The organism is Nonomuraea sp. NPDC051298 (assembly GCF_055586305.1).
This window is the reverse complement of sequence record NZ_JBVJIM010000044.1, coordinates 19,460-38,615: the sequence shown is the minus strand read 5'-3', so window position 1 is coordinate 38,615 and position 19,156 is coordinate 19,460. Positions and strand designations below refer to the sequence as shown.

General features: G+C 72.2%; 20 protein-coding genes. 7 read left to right on the top strand and 13 right to left on the bottom strand.

Annotated features, from left to right (window positions below):
• Window positions 1-88 precede the first annotated feature (88 nt).
• Together ACZ6S0_RS51195 and ACZ6S0_RS51190 are read right to left on the bottom strand one after the other, a co-directional pair.
• Window positions 89-451, bottom strand: coding sequence for a DUF5130 family protein (locus ACZ6S0_RS51195; RefSeq protein ID WP_465928141.1), 363 nt, complete (start codon window positions 449-451; stop codon window positions 89-91).
• 7 nt (window positions 452-458) lie between these two features.
• Window positions 459-749 carry a hypothetical protein gene (locus tag ACZ6S0_RS51190; RefSeq protein ID WP_465928139.1) on the bottom strand — a complete coding sequence of 97 codons (291 nt, stop codon included), beginning with the start codon at window positions 747-749 and terminating at the stop codon, window positions 459-461.
• 274 nt (window positions 750-1,023) lie between these two features.
• Between ACZ6S0_RS51190 and ACZ6S0_RS51185 the strand changes: the two genes are divergently transcribed.
• Window positions 1,024-1,851 (top strand): nuclease-related domain-containing protein, encoded by an 828-nt coding sequence (locus tag ACZ6S0_RS51185; RefSeq protein WP_465928137.1) that lies wholly within the window; start codon window positions 1,024-1,026, stop codon window positions 1,849-1,851.
• Here the strand turns inward: ACZ6S0_RS51185 and ACZ6S0_RS51180 are convergent.
• Entirely contained in the window at window positions 1,836-2,597 is a 762-nt protein-coding gene (locus tag ACZ6S0_RS51180) for a TetR/AcrR family transcriptional regulator (RefSeq protein ID WP_465928135.1), read from the bottom strand. The two genes, ACZ6S0_RS51185 and ACZ6S0_RS51180, sit on opposite strands and share 16 nt — an antisense overlap.
• 93 nt (window positions 2,598-2,690) lie before the next feature.
• Between ACZ6S0_RS51180 and ACZ6S0_RS51175 the strand changes: the two genes are divergently transcribed.
• From ACZ6S0_RS51175 to ACZ6S0_RS51165, 3 genes are all read left to right on the top strand, one after another.
• Window positions 2,691-3,473: a thioesterase family protein gene (locus ACZ6S0_RS51175; RefSeq protein ID WP_465928133.1), complete on the top strand. Its 783-nt coding sequence runs from the start codon at window positions 2,691-2,693 to the stop codon at window positions 3,471-3,473.
• 206 nt (window positions 3,474-3,679) lie between these two features.
• Window positions 3,680-5,518 (top strand): dihydroxy-acid dehydratase, encoded by a 1,839-nt coding sequence (ilvD, locus tag ACZ6S0_RS51170; protein WP_465928131.1) that lies wholly within the window; start codon window positions 3,680-3,682, stop codon window positions 5,516-5,518.
• 198 nt (window positions 5,519-5,716) lie between these two features.
• Entirely contained in the window at window positions 5,717-6,217 is a 501-nt protein-coding gene (locus ACZ6S0_RS51165; RefSeq protein WP_344871632.1) for a helix-turn-helix transcriptional regulator, read from the top strand.
• Between the two features lie 41 nt (window positions 6,218-6,258).
• On the opposite strand, the gene ACZ6S0_RS51160 is transcribed toward ACZ6S0_RS51165, so the two are convergent.
• From ACZ6S0_RS51160 to ACZ6S0_RS51150, 3 genes are read right to left on the bottom strand one after another with little or no spacing between them, the layout of a single operon-like run.
• Entirely contained in the window at window positions 6,259-6,465 is a 207-nt protein-coding gene (locus ACZ6S0_RS51160; protein WP_344871634.1) for an FmdB family zinc ribbon protein, read from the bottom strand.
• A gap of 9 nt (window positions 6,466-6,474) precedes the next feature.
• On the bottom strand, window positions 6,475-7,284 hold the full coding sequence (locus ACZ6S0_RS51155) for a GNAT family N-acetyltransferase (RefSeq protein WP_465928127.1): 810 nt from the start codon (window positions 7,282-7,284) through the stop codon (window positions 6,475-6,477).
• Window positions 7,285-7,328: 44 nt separating this feature from the next.
• Complete coding sequence (locus ACZ6S0_RS51150) at window positions 7,329-7,835, bottom strand: HNH endonuclease (protein WP_344871994.1); 507 nt, start codon at window positions 7,833-7,835, stop codon at window positions 7,329-7,331.
• Window positions 7,836-8,118: 283 nt separating this feature from the next.
• Between ACZ6S0_RS51150 and ACZ6S0_RS51145 the strand changes: the two genes are divergently transcribed.
• Window positions 8,119-10,176: a prolyl oligopeptidase family serine peptidase gene (locus ACZ6S0_RS51145; RefSeq protein ID WP_465928125.1), complete on the top strand. Its 2,058-nt coding sequence runs from the start codon at window positions 8,119-8,121 to the stop codon at window positions 10,174-10,176.
• A 27-nt stretch (window positions 10,177-10,203) separates the two neighbouring features.
• Here the strand turns inward: ACZ6S0_RS51145 and purU are convergent, their stop codons facing one another.
• Window positions 10,204-11,058: a formyltetrahydrofolate deformylase gene (purU, locus tag ACZ6S0_RS51140; RefSeq protein ID WP_344871640.1), complete on the bottom strand. Its 855-nt coding sequence runs from the start codon at window positions 11,056-11,058 to the stop codon at window positions 10,204-10,206.
• A gap of 85 nt (window positions 11,059-11,143) precedes the next feature.
• Window positions 11,144-12,097, bottom strand: coding sequence for an SDR family NAD(P)-dependent oxidoreductase (locus tag ACZ6S0_RS51135; protein WP_465928123.1), 954 nt, complete (start codon window positions 12,095-12,097; stop codon window positions 11,144-11,146).
• Window positions 12,098-12,192: 95 nt separating this feature from the next.
• Between ACZ6S0_RS51135 and ACZ6S0_RS51130 the strand changes: the two genes are divergently transcribed.
• Window positions 12,193-12,636, top strand: a complete 444-nt coding sequence (locus ACZ6S0_RS51130; RefSeq protein WP_465928121.1) for an NUDIX hydrolase — start codon at window positions 12,193-12,195, stop codon at window positions 12,634-12,636.
• 61 nt (window positions 12,637-12,697) lie between these two features.
• On the opposite strand, the gene ACZ6S0_RS51125 is transcribed toward ACZ6S0_RS51130, so the two are convergent.
• Both ACZ6S0_RS51125 and ACZ6S0_RS51120 read right to left on the bottom strand, forming a co-directional pair.
• On the bottom strand, window positions 12,698-13,471 hold the full coding sequence (locus ACZ6S0_RS51125) for a hypothetical protein (RefSeq protein ID WP_465928119.1): 774 nt from the start codon (window positions 13,469-13,471) through the stop codon (window positions 12,698-12,700).
• Between the two features lie 15 nt (window positions 13,472-13,486).
• Window positions 13,487-14,113, bottom strand: a complete 627-nt coding sequence (locus ACZ6S0_RS51120) for a TetR/AcrR family transcriptional regulator (RefSeq protein WP_465928117.1) — start codon at window positions 14,111-14,113, stop codon at window positions 13,487-13,489.
• Window positions 14,114-14,186: 73 nt separating this feature from the next.
• Here ACZ6S0_RS51120 and ACZ6S0_RS51115 point away from each other — a divergent pair, with 73 nt between their 5' ends.
• Window positions 14,187-15,134 (top strand): zinc-binding dehydrogenase, encoded by a 948-nt coding sequence (locus ACZ6S0_RS51115; RefSeq protein WP_465928115.1) that lies wholly within the window; start codon window positions 14,187-14,189, stop codon window positions 15,132-15,134.
• 113 nt (window positions 15,135-15,247) lie between these two features.
• Here ACZ6S0_RS51115 and ACZ6S0_RS51110 read toward each other — a convergent pair whose 3' ends face one another.
• From ACZ6S0_RS51110 to ACZ6S0_RS51100, 3 genes are all read right to left on the bottom strand, one after another.
• Window positions 15,248-15,700, bottom strand: coding sequence for a hypothetical protein (locus tag ACZ6S0_RS51110; protein WP_465928113.1), 453 nt, complete (start codon window positions 15,698-15,700; stop codon window positions 15,248-15,250).
• Between the two features lie 42 nt (window positions 15,701-15,742).
• A complete protein-coding gene (locus tag ACZ6S0_RS51105; RefSeq protein WP_465928111.1) occupies window positions 15,743-17,452 on the bottom strand; it encodes a tetratricopeptide repeat protein in 1,710 nt (569 codons plus the stop codon).
• Window positions 17,453-17,649: 197 nt separating this feature from the next.
• The gene (locus ACZ6S0_RS51100) at window positions 17,650-18,912 is read right to left on the bottom strand and encodes a DMT family transporter (protein ID WP_465928109.1); all 1,263 of its coding nucleotides are present in this window, start codon (window positions 18,910-18,912) and stop codon (window positions 17,650-17,652) included.
• Between the last annotated feature and the right edge of the window lie 244 nt (window positions 18,913-19,156).

Here is a 19,156-nt window from a genome sequence, read left to right as displayed (position 1 = left end):
GGCTCAACGACAACACCGGCCAGCCGATCAAGCGATCCCTGATCGCCTACGACCACTAACCGTAGCCATCCCCCTTGGCATCAATCATCTAGCGGCGAGCGGTGGCCTGCTCGCCGAGCGCCGCGATCCCGTACAGCAGGCCGCCGACCAGGTCGCCCACGCTGAAGGCGGTGGCCATCGACATCGCGGTCATCCGGCACGCGCCGTCGCTCAGCCGCCGCCTGGCGCGCTCCCCGGTGACGATCTCCAGTGCCCGGCCCGCGGGGTCGACGAAGACCACCACCGCGTCGTCGGCCTCCTCGCCCAGGGCGGCGTGCAGGCGTTCGGCGTAGTGCCGCCGCCCGCCCACCGGCTCCCCGACGAAGACGCCGAAGCGCAGGCCGCTGCGGCGCTCGGCGGTGCGCATGGTCTGTCTCAGGTCGTCGGCCTGGGTGGCGTTCAGTCCTCGCATGTGCACCTCACCATCCCGCGGTGGCGCCGCCGACGCGGCTGCCGGGTTCGGCCGTCTCGGCGGCGGCCACCCAGTCGTGCTCGGGCACCTCCGCCCAGGGGGCCACCCGATCGGCGAGCACCAGCTCCGAGGTGCTCACCCCGCGTTCGCTCCTGGAGGGGCCGCCCAGCCAGACGGGGCCCGCCTCGGTCCGGCGTTGCGCACCGCGCCCCGGCAGCATGACGAACAGGCTGATCAGTACGAACAGCCCCATGGACACCCCGATGAGAAAGAGCAGGATCTCTGCCGCGCTGTTCACAACAAGACCGTAATCCTCGTGAGCGGGTCCGGCCAGACCCCGCTCGGGTCTCTTACCGGACCGCCGCCGCGGAACCCGCCCTTCGGGAGCCGTCGAAACCCGGGTGGAACGGCGTTCGCAGGGTAAGATCACATTCGGCGCCGCGGACCTCTCTAGAGAAGCAGAACATAAGACATACCCCGAAAAGACGCGTGGAACACGATGAGCTGGGCCATAAAACTATGGACACGGCAACACTAGGAATCGATCGAATCCCCGGGCTACGGTGAGTGACGTGGACTCCGACAACCAGCGTGAAGACGGTCACAACGCGTCACCCATCTGGGTGAGCGAACGGACAGAGAGCGAGCAGACCGCCGCCGCGAAACCATCGGCGCCCACCTCCACGTACGCGCCGGTCGAGCGCGCGTCCGTGCGTAGTCTGCTGCAACAGCCCCGGTTCCGCCGCCTGCGCAACCGGGCGATCCTGGCGGTGCTCGTCGGCCTGGTGGTGGGCTTCCTTGTGCGCGACTGGCGGCTGGGGGTGACCGCGGCGGTGATCGCGGCCATCGCCGAGGCGGTCTGGCGTTCGCGATCCAACTCCTCCGTGCCGGCGTGGCGGCGTACGTCCGTGGCGGAGCGGCGTACCGAGGCGCAGTTGCGCAAGCTCGAGCGCAGCGGCTACCGCACACTCCACGCCAGGGCGATCCCGGGCAGCGAGGCCCAGATCGACCACCTCGTGGTGGGCCCGACCGGCGTGTACGCGGTCGACTCCGAGAAGTGGGACCGGCGCCTGCCCGTACGCGTGCAGATGGGCAAAAAGCTCTTCCACGGCCCGTTCGACATGAAACCCCGCCTCACCGAGGCCATGTGGGAGGCGACGCAGGCCAGCGAACTGATCACCAAGTCGTTCGGCCGCGAGATCTCCGTGGTGCCCTCGCTGGCCATCTACGGCCCGCCGGTGCCCTGGAAGATCATGACCATCCGCGGCGTGGACGTCTACCAGGGCGATCGGGCCCGCAAGTGGATCACCAAGCGGGAGCAGGCGCTGACGACCGCCGAGATCGACCGGATCTACGACATCGCCGCACAGGTGCTGCCGGCCCGCTACGGCGACGGCTGACCTCCCTCATCGCCGGTCGGCGACGGCTGCGCTCCTTCCCCGCCGGCCGGCGACGGCCGGCTCTCTTCTCCGGTGGCCGCCAGCTTCGCGCCGAAGTCGTCGAGGCGGGCGGCCAGTTCCGCGCTCGGCGGGATCCTGCGCGGCAGCCGCGAGTACACCGCCGCACCGAACCCGGCCAGGCGCACGATGTGGTCGATGAGCGCCTCCCTGTCGCGCGGCCAGGGAAACGACGGCTGGGCGATCAGCAGCGAGACGCAGCCGTGCACGGCCGACCAGAGGCCGAGCGCGAGTTCCTCAGGGTCGCCTTCGAGCACCCGGGTCTCCACGCAGGCCGAGACGGCCGCCACCATGTGCAGGAACGCCTGCGCGGCGGCCGGCGGCACCCCCGTGGACGTCGAGGGACGCATCATCAGCACCCGGTACTGCACGGGGTGGTCGAGGGCGAAGCGGGCGTAGGCGCGGGCGCACCTGCCCAGGGCCAGGAACGGATCGCCGCCGAGGTTGTCGGTGAACAGGTGGGCCAGCTCGTCCCACACCCGCAGGCAGACCGCCTCGACCAGCGCTTCCTTGTCGGCGAAGTGCAGGTAGACCGCCGGGGTGGACACGCCCGCGCGCATGGCGACCGCGCGCAGCGTGAGCGCGTCCTCGGTGCCCGACTCGGCCAGCAGCTCGTCGGCCGCCCGCAGGATCTCCTCGCGCAGCAGGGCTCCTTCTCCGCGCCTGGCGCGTACGCGTCTGGTGGTCATGGATTCAGGTTGACGCCGTCAAGTTGACGATGTCAATCTGATCCTCTGGGGAAGGGATGACTAAATATGGGCAATTTTCGGGATGCGACCGCATTGACCGATCGCGGGGACGGCACGTTCGGCGCCCTCCTCGACGCCGAGTGGAGCGTCGGGACGCGCCTGCACGGCGGCTACCTGCTGGCCGTGCTGGCCAGGGCCGCCTGTGAGAGCCCCGCGGGCGCCGCTCACCCGCACGTGACGGCCGTCAGCGCCACGTTCGTCGAGCCGCCGGAGCCGGGCGAGGCCGTCGCACGCGTCGAGACGCTGCGCGTGGGCAGGAGTCTGGCCCAGATCAGGGCCACGCTGACACAGCAGGGCCGCACGTGCGTCGAGGCCCACGTCACGCTGGGCGTCCTCGACGACTCGGACCCGTGGTGGTCGGCCCACGAGCCGGTGTCCCTGCCGCCCGAGCAGGAGTGCTTCCTGGCCCCCGTCGATCCTCCCGGCGCGGACATGAGCGTGCCGCTGATGGCCGTGATCGAGGAGCGCATCAACCCCGAGCACCTGGCCTTCGCCTTCGGCGCCCCCTCCATGCGCGGCGAGATCGCGTCCTGGCAGCGACTGGCCGACGGCTCCGACTGGGACCCGCTGAGCCTGCTGGTGGCGCTCGACCCGGTGCCGCCGGTCTCGTTCGACCTGGGGCTGTCGGGGTGGGTGCCGACGATCCAGCTCTCGGCGTACATCCGCAGGCTGCCCGCCCCCGGGCCGATCCGGGTGCGGATGTCGGCCACCGACGTCGGCGGGGACCGGATGGACGAGGTCGCCCACGCATGGGACGACAAGGGCCGTCTGGTGGGTCAGGCGACCCAGCTCGCCGCCGTCCGCCTGCCCCGCTAGCGCCCCGGCCGGTCCTCCCTTTTGGCTCCTGGCCGGTACGCGCCGCCTGCGGGTCTATCGTGTGAGGGAACCGAGGTCGCCCGGCCGGTCGCCGACCTCGGTTCCGGCACGATCCGGTAACCGCCTGTCCGATCGGTGGACAGGCGTCTCATTTACCGGGCAGTGGCCGTAGCATGTGAAGACTCGCTAGCGATGGGAGATGCGCAATGCCCGCCCTCAGGTCACGTACAGTCACCCACGGCAGGAACATGGCCGGTGCCCGGGCCCTGCTCCGGGCGACCGGCGTAGCCGGGAGCGACTTCGGCAAGCCCATCATCGCGGTGGCCAACAGCTTCACCCAGTTCGTGCCGGGCCACGTCCACCTGCGCGAGGTCGGCGACGTGGTGTCCGCGGCGATCAGGGAGGCGGGGGCGATCCCCCGCGAGTTCAACACGATCGCGGTCGACGACGGCATCGCGATGGGCCACGGCGGCATGCTCTACTCGCTGCCGTCGCGCGAGCTGATCGCCGACGCCGTGGAGTACATGGTCGAGGCCCACTGCGCCGACGCGCTGATCTGCGTGTCCAACTGCGACAAGATCACGCCGGGCATGCTGCTGGCCGCGATGCGGCTGAACATCCCGACGGTCTTCGTCTCCGGCGGCCCGATGGAGGCCGGCAAGACCCCCGGCAAGAAGCTCGACCTGATCGACCCGATGATCGCCGCCGCCGACGACTCGGTCTCCGACGCCGAGCTGCTGGAGATGGAGGAGAGCGCCTGCCCCACCTGCGGGTCCTGCTCCGGCATGTTCACCGCCAACTCCATGAACTGCCTGGCCGAGGCCATCGGCCTGGCGCTGCCGGGCAACGGTACGACCCTGGCCACCCACCAGGCGCGCAAGAAGCTCTTCGAGGACGCCGGCCGCCGGCTCGTCGAGATCACCCGCCGCTACTACGAGGACGACGACGCGTCGGTGCTGCCGCGCTCGATCGCCACCCGCGAGGCGTTCGAGAACGCCATGACGCTCGACGTGGCCATGGGCGGCTCGACCAACACGATCCTGCACATCCTGGCCGCCGCCCGCGAGGCCCAGGTCGACTTCGGGCTCAAGGAGATCAACGAGATCTCGCTGCGGGTGCCGTGCCTGTGCAAGGTCGCCCCGGCCACGAGCAAATACCACGTCGAAGACGTCCACCGCGCCGGTGGCATCCCCGCCATCCTGGGCGAGCTGGACCGCGCCGGGCTGCTGCACCGCGACGTGCCCACCGTGAACGGCGGCACCCTGGCCGACCTGCTGGCCTCGTGGGACGTGCGCTCGCCGTCGGTCGAGCCCGAGGCCGTCGAGCTGTGGCACGCCGCGCCGGGCAACGTCCGCACGGTCAAGGCGTACTCGCAGGGCAACCGCTGGGACTCCCTCGACCTCGACCGCGAGGCCGGCTGCATCCGCGACCGCGAGCACGCCTACACCGCCGACGGCGGCCTGGCCGTGCTCTACGGCAACATCTCGCGCGACGGCTCGGTCGTGAAGACGGCCGGGGTGGACGAGTCGATCTGGCGGTTCAGCGGGCCCGCGGTGGTGTTCGAGTCGCAGGAGCAGGCGGTCGAGGGCATCCTCGGCGGCCGGGTCAAGGCCGGCGACGTGGTCGTCATCCGCTACGAGGGGCCCAAGGGCGGGCCGGGGATGCAGGAGATGCTCTACCCGACGTCCTTCCTGAAGGGCAAGGGCCTGGGCAAGGTGTGCGCGCTGGTCACCGACGGGCGCTTCTCCGGCGGCACCTCCGGGCTGTCGATCGGCCACGCCTCGCCCGAGGCGGCCGAGGGCGGGGCGATCGCGCTGGTCGAGGACGGCGACCTCATCGACATCGACATCCCCAGCCGGACGCTGGAGCTGCGGGTGCCCGAGGCCGAGCTGGCCGCGCGGCGCGAGCGGCTGCTGGCCGAGCTGGGCGAATACCGGCCCCGTGACCGGAACCGGCCGGTCAGCGTGGCGCTGCAGGCTTACGCGGCGATGACGACGTCGGCCTCCACGGGCGCTTCCCGCGACCTGTCACAGCTCTCCCGCTGAGCGCGCCCGCGCGCGTCCGTTGACCGCGCCCGATTGACCGGGGACCTCCGCCGCACGTCGGCGGGGGTCCTTCTGCGAATGGGGGCAGGCGGTGCGTTGGGGAAGGGCCCGGGAACGAAGTCTGGGCCGGGTCGCGGGCGATGTAGCTTACCGGACAGGTTTTCGAAAAATGTCGGTACCCACCCGTATTCTTGGGGTATGACGACAGTCGTGAAGCACGATACTCGCCCGCTGACGACCGCCGAGATCGCCGCCCTCGCCCTCTCCCTCGCTCACCTCGGAGCGGGCCCGCAGGCCGTCACCGCCCGGCGTGGCCTGCGACACGCATTCGAGCACCTGGAGCTCGACGACGACGTCATCTCCACCACCCTCACGACCCTCACCGAGCCGCTGCCCGTCGACGTCGCCTCGCGCGCCAGGCTCATGGCCGACGCCATCACCAGCCGCCTCATGATCCGCCTGCACTACCGCGACGCCTCCGGCTCCATCACCGTGCGCGACGTCGAGCCGGTGACGTGCCTGGTGCACCGCGAATACTGGTACGTGGTCGGCGTGTGCAGGATGCGCCGGGCGATCAGGGCGTTCAGGTTCGACCGGATCCTCGCCGTCGAGCCCACGCTCACGCCGTCCCGGCCGCACCTGGCCGACCGGTTCCTGCCGTTCCAGCGCCGCAAGCGGCGCGCCCGCACGGCCGCGTAGGGCCTGTTCGACCGGCTGCCCCGAGCCATCGGGGCGGGCGGTCAGGACGCGCAGCAACCGCCTCCGCAGCAGCCGCCGCCGCTCGCCCGTGGAGCGGCGGCGCTGCCCGTCATGGAGACCGTGGACAGCAGCCTCACCGTGTCGTCGTGACCGTCGGGGCAGCTCGCCGGGGCGTCGGAGGCCGACATGGGCCGGGACACCTCGAACGTGGAGCCGCAGGCGCGGCAGCGGAAGTCGTAACGCGGCATGGGTCAATCTTAGCCCGGCGGCCCGTAGTCGCCATGGGCGTAGTCGGAGACGGGCTCGTAGCCGATGGATCGGTAGACGGCGTTGCTGGTCGGGTTGTCGAGATCGGTGAAGAGCACCACCTGCTCGCAGCGCTCGGCCAGGGCGACCCGGCTGGCGTGGGCGGTGACGGCGGCGCCGTATCCGCGTCTGCGGCACGAGGGCGGCGTGTAGACGGGGCCGACGCGGCAGACGCCGCCGCAGGCGGGGAAGAGCCCGGCGAGCGAGACCGGCGCGCCCTGCGCCTCCCAGACGAACAGCTCCCGGCCCGCCAGCCGCAGCGAGACCCGTTCGGCCACGTCGTCGGACTCACCCCGGCCCAGCTCGGCGCCGAAGCCCTGGAACCAGCTCACCAGCAGCGGGAAGTCGCCGGGCACGGCGAGCCGCCCCCGGCCGGGCACGGCGGGGACGCGCAGCGCGCCGAGCCGGTAGAGGCGCTCCGAGATCACCCGTGTGGGCGGGCCGAGCAGCCGCACGGCCTCGTCGGCCACCGCGAGCGGGGCCATGAACCCGGCCAGTTCGCCGCCCAGCGCCTCGACCAGCGGCGCGACCGCCTCGACGGGCACGGCGAACAGCCCGAAGGGATGCGGCGGGGTGCGGAAGACCGCCCCGCGGACCTCCCCCTCCACCGTCCACCAGCCGAAGAGGGGATCCTTCACGGGCCGGCCCGCCCGCAGGCCGGCCAGCACGGTGAGTGGCACGGTGTTACGCACCGGGTCGCCGAGCAGGAGCGGCTCGGCGACCGTGGCGTATTCCTCAACGTCCGAGGTGAAGGTCCACATACCTGGTCATGCTGTCAGGCCGTGACCGCCCCCTCAACGCGGTTTCAGGCCGCGGCCTCGAGGTAGGGCGCCCACTGCGGGTCGCCCACGAGCGAGGCGCCGATGAGCCGCCAGTGGGCGCCCCGTGGCACCGCGGGGCTGACGCGCAGCGTCCACCCCAGCTCCTCCAGGTACTTGTCGGCCTTCCTGTGGTTGCACGTGGTGCACGAGGCGACGCAGTTTTCCCAGGTGTGCGTGCCGCCCCTGGACCGGGGGATGACGTGGTCGATGGTCTCGGCCTTCAGCCCGCAGTAGGCGCAGCGGTAGTCGTCGCGCCGCATGAGGGCCGCCCTGGTCAGCGGGATACGGGACCGGTAGGGGATGCGGACGTATCTGCGGAGCCTGATCACCGAGGGCACGTCGAGAGTGCGGCTCGAGGAGCGCAACACCGCGCCCCTGCCGTCGCGGTGCACGACGTCGGCCTTCTCCCGCAGCACGAGCACCACGGCGCGGTGCAGCGAGAGGGTGGTCAGCGGCTCGTAGGTGGCATTCAGCAGCAGGACTTGGCGCATCATCGGGCCTCTCCCCGCTGCTTGCGTATCAAAGGGGACATGCCGCGGCATGTCCCGACTGTCGGCCCCTCCTGGGGCACTTGTGCTTCCGTCACGTGGACCTCCGCCGGACGGTCCAGCGGATGGTCACCACGGCACCGTCCTGTCACCAAGTCTGGCGTTTGCACCGTGGTCCCCGCCACCCCAAAATCCTCCTGCCGGAATGACCCGAGGGACGCACGACACGTTTTATGCCCGCTCGACCAGCGCTTTACGCATCCCCGTTGGCAGTAGGGTTCCGTGCATGACGCGAGAGCCGTACCCGAGCGCACGCCGTGAAGACATCGCAGACATCCTGCACGAAACGCCCGTCCCAGACCCGTATCGGTGGCTCGAGGACCCCGACAGCCCCGAGACCAAGGGGTGGCTGCTCGCGCAGGCCGAGCTGTACGGCAAGCAGCGAGGGACCCAGCGATTCAAGAGCCGCGTCGCCGAACTGCTCAGGTCAGGATCGGTTGGAGCCCCAACCTGGCGTGACGAATATCACTTCTTCTCCCGGCGCACGCCCGACCAGGAGCACGCCGTCTACTACGTGGTCGCGCCCGACGGCACCGAGCGGGCCCTGATCGACCCGATGGCGATCGACCCGTCCGGGCTCACCACGCTCGACGCCGTGCAGCCCGACAAGGAGGGGCGCCTGCTGGCGTACCAGATCTCGATGGGCGGCAACGAGGAGTCGGTGCTCTACATCATCGACGTCGCCACCGGCGCGCGGGTGGAGGGGCCGATCGACCGCTGCCGCTACTCCCCCGTGGCGTGGCTGCCGGGCGGCGAGGCGTTCTACTACGTGCGCAGGCTGCCCAGCACCGAGGTCCCCGAGAACGAGACCCAGTTCCACCGCCGCGTCTACCTGCACCGCGTCGGCACCTCCACCGAGGACGACGTGATGATCTTCGGGCAGGGCCTGAAGATGACCAACTACTACGGCGTCGCCGTCTCCCGCGACGGCCGGTGGCTGCAGGTCTCGTCCCACGAGGGCACCGCGCCGCGCAACGACGTCTGGGTGGCCGACCTGACCGCGTCCCCGATCGACCGGCCCGGGCTGCGGGTCGTGCAGGAGGGCGTGGACGCGCAGTCAGGGCTGGTGTTCGGCCGTGACGGCCGGCTCTACGTGCACACCGACCGCGACGCGCCGAGGGGCCGGGTGTGCGTCACCGACCCGGCCGAGCCCGGCTTCGAGACCTGGCACGACCTGATCCCCGAGGACCCGGAGGCGGTGCTGTCGGACTTCGCGATCCTCGACGGCCTGGAGCGCCCGGTCATGCTGGTGGGCTGGACCCGCCACGCGCTCAGCGAGATCACCGTCCACGACCTGGCGACCGGCGAGCGCCTCGGCGAGGTGCCGACGCCGGGGCTCGGCTCGATCGGCGGCATCGTGGAGCGTCCCGAGGGCGGCCACGAGGCGTGGTTCGGCTACACCGACAACACCACGCCGCCCACCATCCAGCGCTACGACGCCGCGACGGGCGAGACCACGCTCTGGGCGGCCTCGCCGGGCGCCGTCGACGTGCCGGAGGTCCGTACGGAGCAGGTGGTCTATCGCTCCAAGGACGGCACCGACGTCCGCATGCTGATCATCTCCCCGGTCGTCGAGGCGCAGGGGCCGCGGCCCACCATCCTGTACGGCTACGGCGGCTTCGGCCTGTCCATGACCCCCGGCTACTCCGCGTCGATCCTGGCCTGGGTCGAGGCGGGCGGCGTCTACGCCATCGCCAACCTGCGCGGCGGCGGCGAGGAGGGCGAGGAGTGGCACCGCGCGGGCATGCTGGCCAACAAGCAGAACGTGTTCGACGACTTCCACGCCGCGGCCGAGCACCTCATCGCCACGGGCGTCACCACGTCCGCCCAGCTCGGCATCTCCGGCGGCTCCAACGGCGGCCTGCTGGTGGGGGCGGCGCTGACGCAACGCCCCGACCTGTACGCGGCCGTGGTCTGCTCCGCACCGCTGCTCGACATGATCAGATATGAGAAGTTCGGCCTCGGGGCCTCCTGGAACGTCGAGTACGGCTCGGCCGACGATCCCGAGCAGTTCGGCTGGTTGCGGGGCTATTCGCCCTACCACCACGTCCGGGAGTCGGTGGCGTACCCGGCGACGCTGTTCACCGTCTTCCAGTCCGACACGCGCGTGCACCCGCTGCACGCGTGGAAGATGTGCGCCGCGCTGCAGCACGCCTCGACGGCCGACCGGCCGGTGCTGCTGCGCAACGAGGCCGAGGTCGGGCACGGCGCGCGCTCGGTGAGCAGGACGGTCGACCTGTCGGCCGACACCCTCACCTTCCTGGCCCGGCACACCGGCCTGTAGCCCCCTCGCGGGCCCGGACGCGCCGGGTTAGCGCGGGAAGATGATCGTCTTGTGCCCGTCGAGCAGCACCCGCTGCTCGGCGTGCCACTTGACGGCCCTGGCCAGCGCCACGCACTCGACGTCGCGGCCGATCGCCACCAGGTCTTCCGGCGAGTGGCTGTGGTTGACCCTGGCCACCTCCTGCTCGATGATCGGGCCCTCGTCGAGGTCGGCCGTCACGTAGTGGGCGGTCGCGCCGATGAGCTTGACCCCGCGGCTGTGCGCCTGGTGGTAGGGCTTGGCGCCCTTGAACGACGGCAGGAACGAGTGGTGGATGTTGATCGCCCGGCCCGCCAGCTTCGCGCACAGTTCCTCCGACAGCACCTGCATGTAGCGGGCCAGTACCACCAGGTCGACCTGGTAGTGCTCGACCAGGGCCAGCACCTCGGCCTCCTGCTTCGGCTTGGTCTCCGGCGTGACCGGCAGGTGGTGGTAGTCGATGCCGTTGGACTGCGTGAGCGGCCGCAGGTCGGGGTGGTTGGAGACGACGGCGGCGATCTCGATGTCGAGGGCCTTCGAGCGTACGCGGTAGAGCAGGTCGTTGAGGCAGTGGTCGAACTTGCTCACCATGATCAGCACGCGCGGCTTCCTGGCCACGTCGCGCAGCGTGAACTCCATGGCGAAGTCGGGCGCGAGGGCGGCGAAGGCGGCGTTCAGCTCGTCCTCGCCCAGAGGGGCCGAGAACTGCACGCGCATGAAGAAGCGCTGCCCCACCCTGTCTCCGAACTGCTGGCTCTCGATGATGTTGCACCCGTGCCCGGCCAGCAGGCCGGAGACGGCGGCCACCACACCGGGCCGGTCGGGGCAGGACAGCGTCAGGATGTGTTCGGCGGGGCTGATCATGCTTCACTCTCGCGGGCTAGGACCGGGGGGCCGCGACGCGGCCGACCTGGGCAGGCTACCGGTCGGCGGCCCGCCCGCGCACGGCTCAGAAGGCGTTGACGCCCGTCAGCTCCGCCGACAGGGCCCAGAGACGGGCGGCCTGAGCGGGGTCGGTGGCGTAGTCGCGGACGCCGGCCCGCGCGAGCGGGTCGGCGGTCGGCTCGGCGAGGTCGCAGTCCTCGCAGTAGACCCCGCCCATGCCCGCGAGCTGCGCGGACGTCGCCGCCCACACCTGCGTCGCCGCGCCCTGTTCTGGAGTCTTGAAGCTGGGCTCCAGCGGGTTGCCGTCCTCGTCGATCCAGCCGGACGCGACCATCTCCTCCTTGGGGAGGTGGCGCTGCAGCGGGGTGAGGATGCCTCCCGGGTGCAGCGAGAACGCGCGCACCCCCGCGTCCCGGGCGAGGGCGTCGAGGTGCACCGCGAACAGCACGTTCGCGGTCTTGGACTGCCCGTACGCCTGCCACTTGTCGTAGCCGCGCGCGAAGTGCACGTCGTCCCAGCGGATGCCCGAGTGGCGGTGGCCCCCGGACGAGACGGCCACCACCCGGCCCCGCCCTCGGGCGATGGCCGGCCAGAGCAGGTTGACCAGCGCGTAGTGGCCGAGGTGGTTGGTGGCGAACTGCGCCTCCCAGCCCGGCCCTACGCGCGTCTCCGGGCAGGCCATGACGCCGGCGCTGTTGATGACGATCTCGGCGCTGCGGCCGGTGGCGAGGAAGCGCTCGGCGAACGCGCGTACGCTGTCGAGGTCCGCGAGGTCGAGCTCGTCCACCTCGACCCCGTCGAGGTCGCCCACGGCCTCCTCGGCGCTCTCCTTGCGGCGGGCCGGGACGACGACGTGGGCGCCCGCGCGGGCGAGGGCACGGGTGGTCTCCAGCCCCAGGCCGGAGTAACCACCGGTGACGATCGCCAGCTTCCCGGTCAGATCGACGCCGTGGAGCACGTCGTCGGCGGTGCTCCTCGGGCCGAAGCCCGACCCGATCTTGTGTTGTGGGGTGGTCATGCGGCCCACGATACGAATTAGAGTGCGCTCCAGGTCAAACACCGCCCCGGCCCCGGCAGGGACGGCGCACGACGGCGGGGGTAGCGTCTGTCCTCGTGAGCGACTTCGCCGATCGTCCGGCCGCACGGGTCGTCTGCCTCGACCGGGACGGCCGGGTGCTGCTCATGCACTGGTACGACCGGGTCGCCCAGGCGGACGTCTGGGAACCCCCTGGCGGCGGCGTCGACCCAGGCGAGACCCCGCTGGAGGCCGCCAGGCGGGAGCTGGCCGAGGAGACCGGGCTGCCCGGCTCGGCCGTGCTGGACCGGTGCGTCGAGGTCGAGCGCGACTTCTCCTGGCTGGGCGTCCGCTATGTCAAGCGTGAGCCCTTCTACCTGGCCAGGTTCGCCGAGGTCCGCCCTGAGGTGGACCCAGGGGAGCTGACCGAGGAGGAGCGGGACGCCTACCGGGGCTACGCGTGGGCCGAGGAGCTGCCCGCGGACGTCGAGCCGCCGGGGCTGGCGGGGGTCGTCGAGCTGCTCACGAAGGACCTGGCCTGACGCCTCCCCTCGCGCCCTGCAGCCGTGCCGGGCCGCCCGGCGCCCGCCGGGTGACACCGCCTCATCTCTCGCCCAGCTCCGCCAGCGTGGTCGTCATCAAGGCGCGCAGCACGTGCCCGCCCACCTTGTCGTGCTCGTCCTCCACCGGCAGCCCCTGCCCCACCCGCTCGCGGTAGACCTCGCGCTCGCGCGGGTCGGTGAAGGGCAGTGCGGTCAGCGCGACGATCACGCTGACCTGGGTGCCGTAGCCCGGCAGGACGGCCACCGCGTGCGTACGCAGGCAGCTCTCGTCGGGCGCGCCGTACCAGCCGCACTTGACCCCGGCCTCCGGCCGGCCCAGCGCCTCGCGGACGCCGAACGCCTGCGGCCGCTCCACCGCCCCCATCCACCCGAGGACGTCCGCGGCCACCGGATCGCCCGTCGCGGCGGCCTGGGCCAGGTCCGCGTAGGCGGCGGCCACCTCGTCGGCCGCCACCTCGACCGAGCCGAACCGGGACAGGTCGCCGTTGGGCGGCTCCCAGGCGATGCCGGTGCGCCGGCGCAGGTCGTCGAGGATGACGCGGGGGCCGACGGACAGCCACAGGTTGAGCGTGTCGATGTTGGAGGAGACGACGACGGCGGGCTCGGCGTGGCGACGCCAGCGCTCGGGGTCGGGGATGCGGGCCGCGGCGACCCAGGCGTACAGCGGCTTGAGCAGCGAGGCGCAGCGCAGCCGGGTCGGGCCGTACGTGACGCACAGTGTGCGGACGGGCGGCCCGCCGTAGCCGCGCCTGATGCCCGCGGCCTGGACGCCGGAGCCGTAGTCGAGATCGTCGAGCAGGTCGTTGAAGCCCACGGTCCCACGGTAGACCTATGGGGCGCTTCCCCAGCGGGCTTCGTACCACTCCATGCTCGGTGGCGCGCCGGGCAGCTCGGTCGCGCCGGGCGCGCGCAGCCCGTCGAGGGCGATGGCCAGCAGGCGGCGCTTGACGTGGTCCTGCTCCTCGTCGGGCGGGCCGGGCGCCGGGCGGCTGAACTGCTCCATGAGCAGCGAGATGTCCAGCATGGTCACGTCGCCCCTGAGCACGCCCGCCTGGTGGGCTCTGGCGACGAGGCGTTCCGCGGCCTCGTCGCACCTGCGCGCCGTGCGCCACATCTCGTCGGTGACCTCGATCGTGCCCGCTATCGGGGCGAGCGCGCCCGACCTGTCGGCCACGCAGGCGCGTACGTAGCGGGCCAGGCCCTCCCACGGATCGCCCTCTGCCAGCCCCGACTCGGCGGCCTCCAGCGAACGCTCCATGGCGATCAGGCACAGGCGCTGGAGCAGCTCCTCCTTGGTGCGGTAGCGGCGGTAGAGGCTGCCCATGCCCACGCCCGCCCGCTTGGCGATGGCCGACACCGGGGCGTCGAAGCCCTGCGTGGTGAACACCTCGTGCGCCGCCCGCAGCAGGGCCAGATCGTTGCGCCGCGCCTCGGCCTGCCTGCCGCGTGTGCTCATGGGGTACAGGATATTTCCGGAGCGCAGCGCTCCGATACAATCGCAACCCTGACGAACGAAAAGGAGTGCGACGATGCGCGCGGTGGTGCTGAGGCGGTTCGGCGGGCCCGAGGCCCTGGTCGTGGAGGAGCTGCCGGATCCCGTACCCGGGGCCGGTCAGGTGCTGGTGGAGGTGGAGGTCGCCGGGATCACGTTCGTGGAGACGCAGGTACGCGCCGACCGCGGGCCGCGGCGGGCCGAGCTGCCCGCGGTCCTGGGCAACGGCGTCGCGGGCACGGTCACGGCGGTCGGCGACGGCGTGGACCCCTCGGTCGAGGGCACCCGGGTGGTCACCACGCTGGGCGGCTACGGCGGGTACGCGGAGCTGGCCCTGGCGGGCGCGGGCGACCTGCTCCCGATCCCCGCCGGGCTGTCACCCGAGCACGCGGTGGCGCTGCTCGCCGACGGGCGCACCGCCGTGGGTCTGGCCACCGCCGCCGCGCCCAAGCCCGGGGAGTGGGTGCTGGTCGAGGCGGCCGGCGGCGGGGTGGGCAGCCTGCTCGTCCAGCTCGCCCGCGACGCGGGGGCGCGGGTGGTGGGGGCGGCGAGCAGCGCCGCCAAACGCGACCTGGCGGCCAGCCTGGGCGCCGAGCTGACCGTCGACTACACCGCCCCCGGCTGGACCGACGTCGTACGCGAGGCGACCGGCGGCCTGGACGTCGTCTTCGACGGGGTGGGCGGCGACCTCGGCGCGGCGGCGCAGGCGCTGCTCAAGGACGGGGGCAGGCTCAGCGTGTACGGCATGGCGGGTGGCCCCATGACCGTCCCCGATCCCCGGGTGACGGCGGTGGCCTGGCCCGCGGTGGATCTGCGCGAGCTGGCCGGGCAGGCTCTTGAGCTGGCCGCCGCCGGACGCCTGCGCCCGACCGTCGGCGCCACCTTCCCCCTGGAATCGGCCGCCGAGGCGCACGCCGCCATCGAGGCCCGCACGGTCATCGGCAAGACCCTGCTCACCCCCGTACGGCGACCGGCTCGACCGTGACGGCGGGGCTCGGCCATCCGTGACGGCGGGGCTCAGCAGCCGCGAGGGCGGGTCCAGGGGGCCGCCCGGCCTCCGGCTTCGGGGGTGGCGACGGCAGCGGCTCAGGCGGCGACTCAGCGGCCGTACAGCGTCAGGGAGGCGGCGAGCGCGGCCGGGATCAGGGCGAGCACGGCGAGCGCCACCGCGACCCGCCGCCGACGGCCCGCCCCCGTCCCCGTCACGAACGCCGCCAGCGCCCCCGCCACCGCGAAGGCCGCACCCGCCGCGACGGCGTCCGCGTACGTGGACGTCCACGACGGCAGCGACTCCCCCGCGATCCTGAACACCACGAGCATCCCGGCCGCCGCCACCGCCACCCGGCGGCCCGGCCGCACGTCCACCCGTTCCAGCGCGAGCGCCGACCCGGCGAGCAGGGCCAGGCTGATCACCACGAGGAGCCCCACGGCCGGCGCCAGGCAGCCCCAGTCCTCGCAGCCGACGGCCGCCCAGGCCAGTCGTACGCTCGCCCACCAGAACACCCCGAGGGCCGCGCACACCGCAGCGGCCCGCGCCATTCGCCCCCTCATGCCGCCTATGCTCCCACCCGGCGCGCCCTCGGAGCGCGCCGGTCAGGAGAGGCCGGCGGCGCGGTGGTCGTCGGCGGCGGCCTCGGCGTGGCGGCCCAGGGCGTGCAGGGCGACGGCGCGGTTGGCGTAGAGATCGGCCTGTGGCTGGAGGTCGATGGCCCGCGTCAGGTCGCCGAGCGCCCCCTCCAGGTCGCCGGTGCCGTAGCGGAGCACGCCCCGGTTCCCCCAGGCCGAGGCCAGGTCGGGAGCCCGCGCCACGGCCAGGTCCAGCGCCGCCGCGGCCTCGGCGTACCGGCCCACCGCCGTGTCGAGCTGGCCCAGCACCGTGAGCAGGTGCGCGTTGCCGGGGTCGAGGCCGAGCCCGGTCCCGGCGTCGGCCCGTGCCTCCTCGTCACGTTCGAGCGCGGCCAGCAGACCGGCGCGGTTGATGTAGGCGTCCAGGTAGGCGGGGTCGAGCTCGATCACCAGCCCCAGGTCGGCCAGCGCCCCGTCGATGTCGCCCCGCACGGTACGCAGCTCCGCCCGGTTGTAGTAAGCCTCCGGCAGCGGCGGGCCCGCCCGGATGGCCCGTTCGAAGTCGACCATGGCCTCGTCGTGACGCCCGAGCCTGAACAGCAGGTTGCCGCGTTCGAGCTGGTGGTCGGGGAAGCCGGGGTCGATGGCGATCGCGGCCCCGTAGTCCTCGAGCGCCTCCTTGACCCGCCCGAGCCCGGCCAGGAGCTGCGCCCGGTTGGCCAGCAGCACCATCCGGTGGACGGGATGGCGTTCGCCCAGCTCGCGCGCCAGATCGAGGGCCGACTCCACCAGTGACAGCGCGACCTCCTTACGCCCCTCCCGCAGCTCGATCAGGGCCAGGCCGTTGCGGTCGAAGCCCAGCTTGAACGCCCGTTCGCCGGGGTCGGGCAGCAGGCGGGAGATCGCGATGGCCTCGTTGATCCAGGAGCGGGCCCGGCCCAGGTCGCGCTGGGCGGGGTCGGGGTGGCGGGCGTCGAGCATGGCCGTCCCGTACGCCGCCGCGGCGTGCATGGCGGGGTCCTGGCTGGCCCGGCGTACCCGTTCCCAGAGCGCGCGGGCCTCCCGCGTACGCCCGAGGCCGCCGAGCGCGGTCGCGGTGCGCTGGGCGAAGCGCCACCAGGAGGCGCCGCCGGGCTCGGTCCGCGCCAGGCCCCGCTCGCCCAGTTCGGCGACGGCGTGCAGGAACCCCTCGCGCATGCACCGGTCGACGACCGCCCACAGCTCCTGCGCGTCGCGGGTGTCGGGCGGCGGCTCGGGCCCGCCGGAGTACAGCGTGATCGCCAGGGTGCCGGGCGGGATTCGGCGCGTCATGACGTCCAGGAGTTCGAGGTCGGTCGGGTCGGCCGCGGCCGTGTTGCACACGGCGATCGCGCACCCGGCGGGCGCGGCGTCGCGGACGAACTCCGTCAGCCCGTTGGCCAGCCGTAACGTGCGGCGGGGCGCGGGCACGAGGATGCGTTCGTCGTCGGGCAGCCCGGCGTCGATCGTGCCCCGCTCGGGCCGTACGGTCCCGGCCAGCTCGGGCGCGGCGGCCAGGATCTCGATGTCGTGGGCCGCCACCAGCTCCGGCGCACGCCGAAGAGCCGCCGGCACCAGGTGCCCCAGCAGCGCGGCGGCGACCGTGTAGGGGCCGCGCGGCCGTCGATGCGCGTCGATCAACGGCATCAGCAGCGGCGCGGCCCCTGCCCGGGCGGGCGGTTCGCCCTCGACCCTGAGATGGGACCTCTCCTCGCTCACCCCTTGTGAATGACGCTGGAGGTCCCTGCGAGCCGCGCGGTTCCGGGCTTGCGAACGACGATGCGCTTCATGACGTGCCTCTCACTCGGGGGACAATCACCCATTATTGGGGCACCCCACCGAATATCAAGGATTATCCGGATTAAGTGGGAGGCTAATGGATAAAATACACTTGCCTTTTGAATGGCATGTCTAACCTACTCGGACCGAAACCAGCGGTGCGGTCGTGTGGTATGGGCCGGATCGGGATCCTCCATCAGGTCACACAGGCACCGTCCGAGCAACGTGACCGACTGACAACACCCCGGCCCCGGCGTGCTCTTCTCGCGCACGATGCGGGTGGCCCGGTCCATCAGCCGCTCCAGGCTCGGCTCCGTGCCGCCCTTGAGCGAGCGGGTCTGCCAGGGGCACGTTTCGACGTCCGTACAGGCGCTCCTCGCGATGTACGGCGGGGCGGGCCCACCCTCGAGCCGCAGTGGGTCCTCCCGCTTGATCCGCAGGTCAGCGAGGGCCACGGCGGCCCGGCGGGCGAGCGCCAGCCGGTCTCGGCGGTGCCGCTCCCCGACCGCGGGCACCGTACGGGGCGGCAGGGCCAGCAGCATCGCCCCGGCCATCAGCGCCCCGCCCACGACCATGCTCCAGCCCATCGGCTCCTGGAACCAGATCACCGCGATCGCCGCCACCCACAGGGGCTGCGAGGACATGAGGACCTGACTCGGCACGGCCGGGACGTGCGCCTGCCCGTACGAGCGGGCCAGGAAGCCCAGCGCGCACGAGACCACGGACAGGTGGGCCAGGATCGCCCAGTCGGGCAGGCTCTGCGGCACCGAGACGCCGTCACGCACGGCCACCCCTCCGGTGAGGACCCCGATGGTCAGGAGCTGGATCACCGTCAGCGCGTACGCGGGGAAGCCGGACGGCCCCCTGGACAGGTGGGCGAGGAACAACGTGTGCCCGGAGTAGAGCGCGGCGGCCGTGATGGTGACGACGAGCGCCACCACCGAGACCTCCTGCTCCTTGTCCGCCCCCCGCACCAGCGTGAACACGGTCATGCCGGCCAGCGCGAGCAGGACCCCCGCCCAGACCCGCCCCGCCACACGCTGCCGGAACAGCACGAGCGAGAGGATGGGCGTGATCATCACGCTGCAGCCGACGGCGAAGCCCGACACCGCCGACGGCAGGCTGTCGAGCGCCACGGCCTGCGCCGCCTGCCCGACCCCGAACATGACCCCGAGCACGGCCCCGTTGATCCACACCTGCCGCGGCAGCCCTCGCAGGCAGCGCGGCCGGATGAGGAACAGCGTCAGCGCGGCGAGGAGATAGCGCTCGGCGAGCAGGTCCTCGACCGGTAACCGCGGAATAAGATCTTTCATCAGCGGGAACGCCGACCCCCAAGCGGCGCTCACGAACAACAGAAGCACGGCTCCCAGAAGGGGGCGGGGAGCGGGCACGACTGCCATGAGAAAAGCATGGCACTACTATTCGCAGCCTTGGATGTACAGGGCGCAGCCGGTGAGGCTTGTCTATACCTCGGTGGTAAGAGCCTCACCCGCGGGTTCGTACATCCTTATCCGGGGACTCTGATATAGGGACCGGCCGAACATTTCGTTCATGAGAAATTCGGCGGCGGATACCCGATTCACCCGACAGGGCGCGGGACCGGCGGGGACGTCACGCCGGGGTCCGGGGCCGTTGACCGCGGAC

Coding starts and splice junctions, on each gene's coding strand:
- ACZ6S0_RS51195 (WP_465928141.1), bottom strand. CDS start 451: ATGCGAGGACTGAACGCCACCCAGGCCGACGACCTGAGACAGACCATG.
- ACZ6S0_RS51180 (WP_465928135.1), bottom strand. CDS start 2,597: ATGACCACCAGACGCGTACGCGCCAGGCGCGGAGAAGGAGCCCTGCTG.
- ilvD (WP_465928131.1), top strand. CDS start 3,680: ATGCCCGCCCTCAGGTCACGTACAGTCACCCACGGCAGGAACATGGCC.
- ACZ6S0_RS51165 (WP_344871632.1), top strand. CDS start 5,717: ATGACGACAGTCGTGAAGCACGATACTCGCCCGCTGACGACCGCCGAG.
- ACZ6S0_RS51160 (WP_344871634.1), bottom strand. CDS start 6,465: ATGCCGCGTTACGACTTCCGCTGCCGCGCCTGCGGCTCCACGTTCGAG.
- ACZ6S0_RS51155 (WP_465928127.1), bottom strand. CDS start 7,284: ATGTGGACCTTCACCTCGGACGTTGAGGAATACGCCACGGTCGCCGAG.
- ACZ6S0_RS51150 (WP_344871994.1), bottom strand. CDS start 7,835: ATGCGCCAAGTCCTGCTGCTGAATGCCACCTACGAGCCGCTGACCACC.
- ACZ6S0_RS51145 (WP_465928125.1), top strand. CDS start 8,119: ATGACGCGAGAGCCGTACCCGAGCGCACGCCGTGAAGACATCGCAGAC.
- purU (WP_344871640.1), bottom strand. CDS start 11,058: ATGATCAGCCCCGCCGAACACATCCTGACGCTGTCCTGCCCCGACCGG.
- ACZ6S0_RS51135 (WP_465928123.1), bottom strand. CDS start 12,097: ATGACCACCCCACAACACAAGATCGGGTCGGGCTTCGGCCCGAGGAGC.
- ACZ6S0_RS51120 (WP_465928117.1), bottom strand. CDS start 14,113: ATGAGCACACGCGGCAGGCAGGCCGAGGCGCGGCGCAACGATCTGGCC.
- ACZ6S0_RS51115 (WP_465928115.1), top strand. CDS start 14,187: ATGCGCGCGGTGGTGCTGAGGCGGTTCGGCGGGCCCGAGGCCCTGGTC.
- ACZ6S0_RS51110 (WP_465928113.1), bottom strand. CDS start 15,700: ATGAGGGGGCGAATGGCGCGGGCCGCTGCGGTGTGCGCGGCCCTCGGG.
- ACZ6S0_RS51100 (WP_465928109.1), bottom strand. CDS start 18,912: ATGGCAGTCGTGCCCGCTCCCCGCCCCCTTCTGGGAGCCGTGCTTCTG.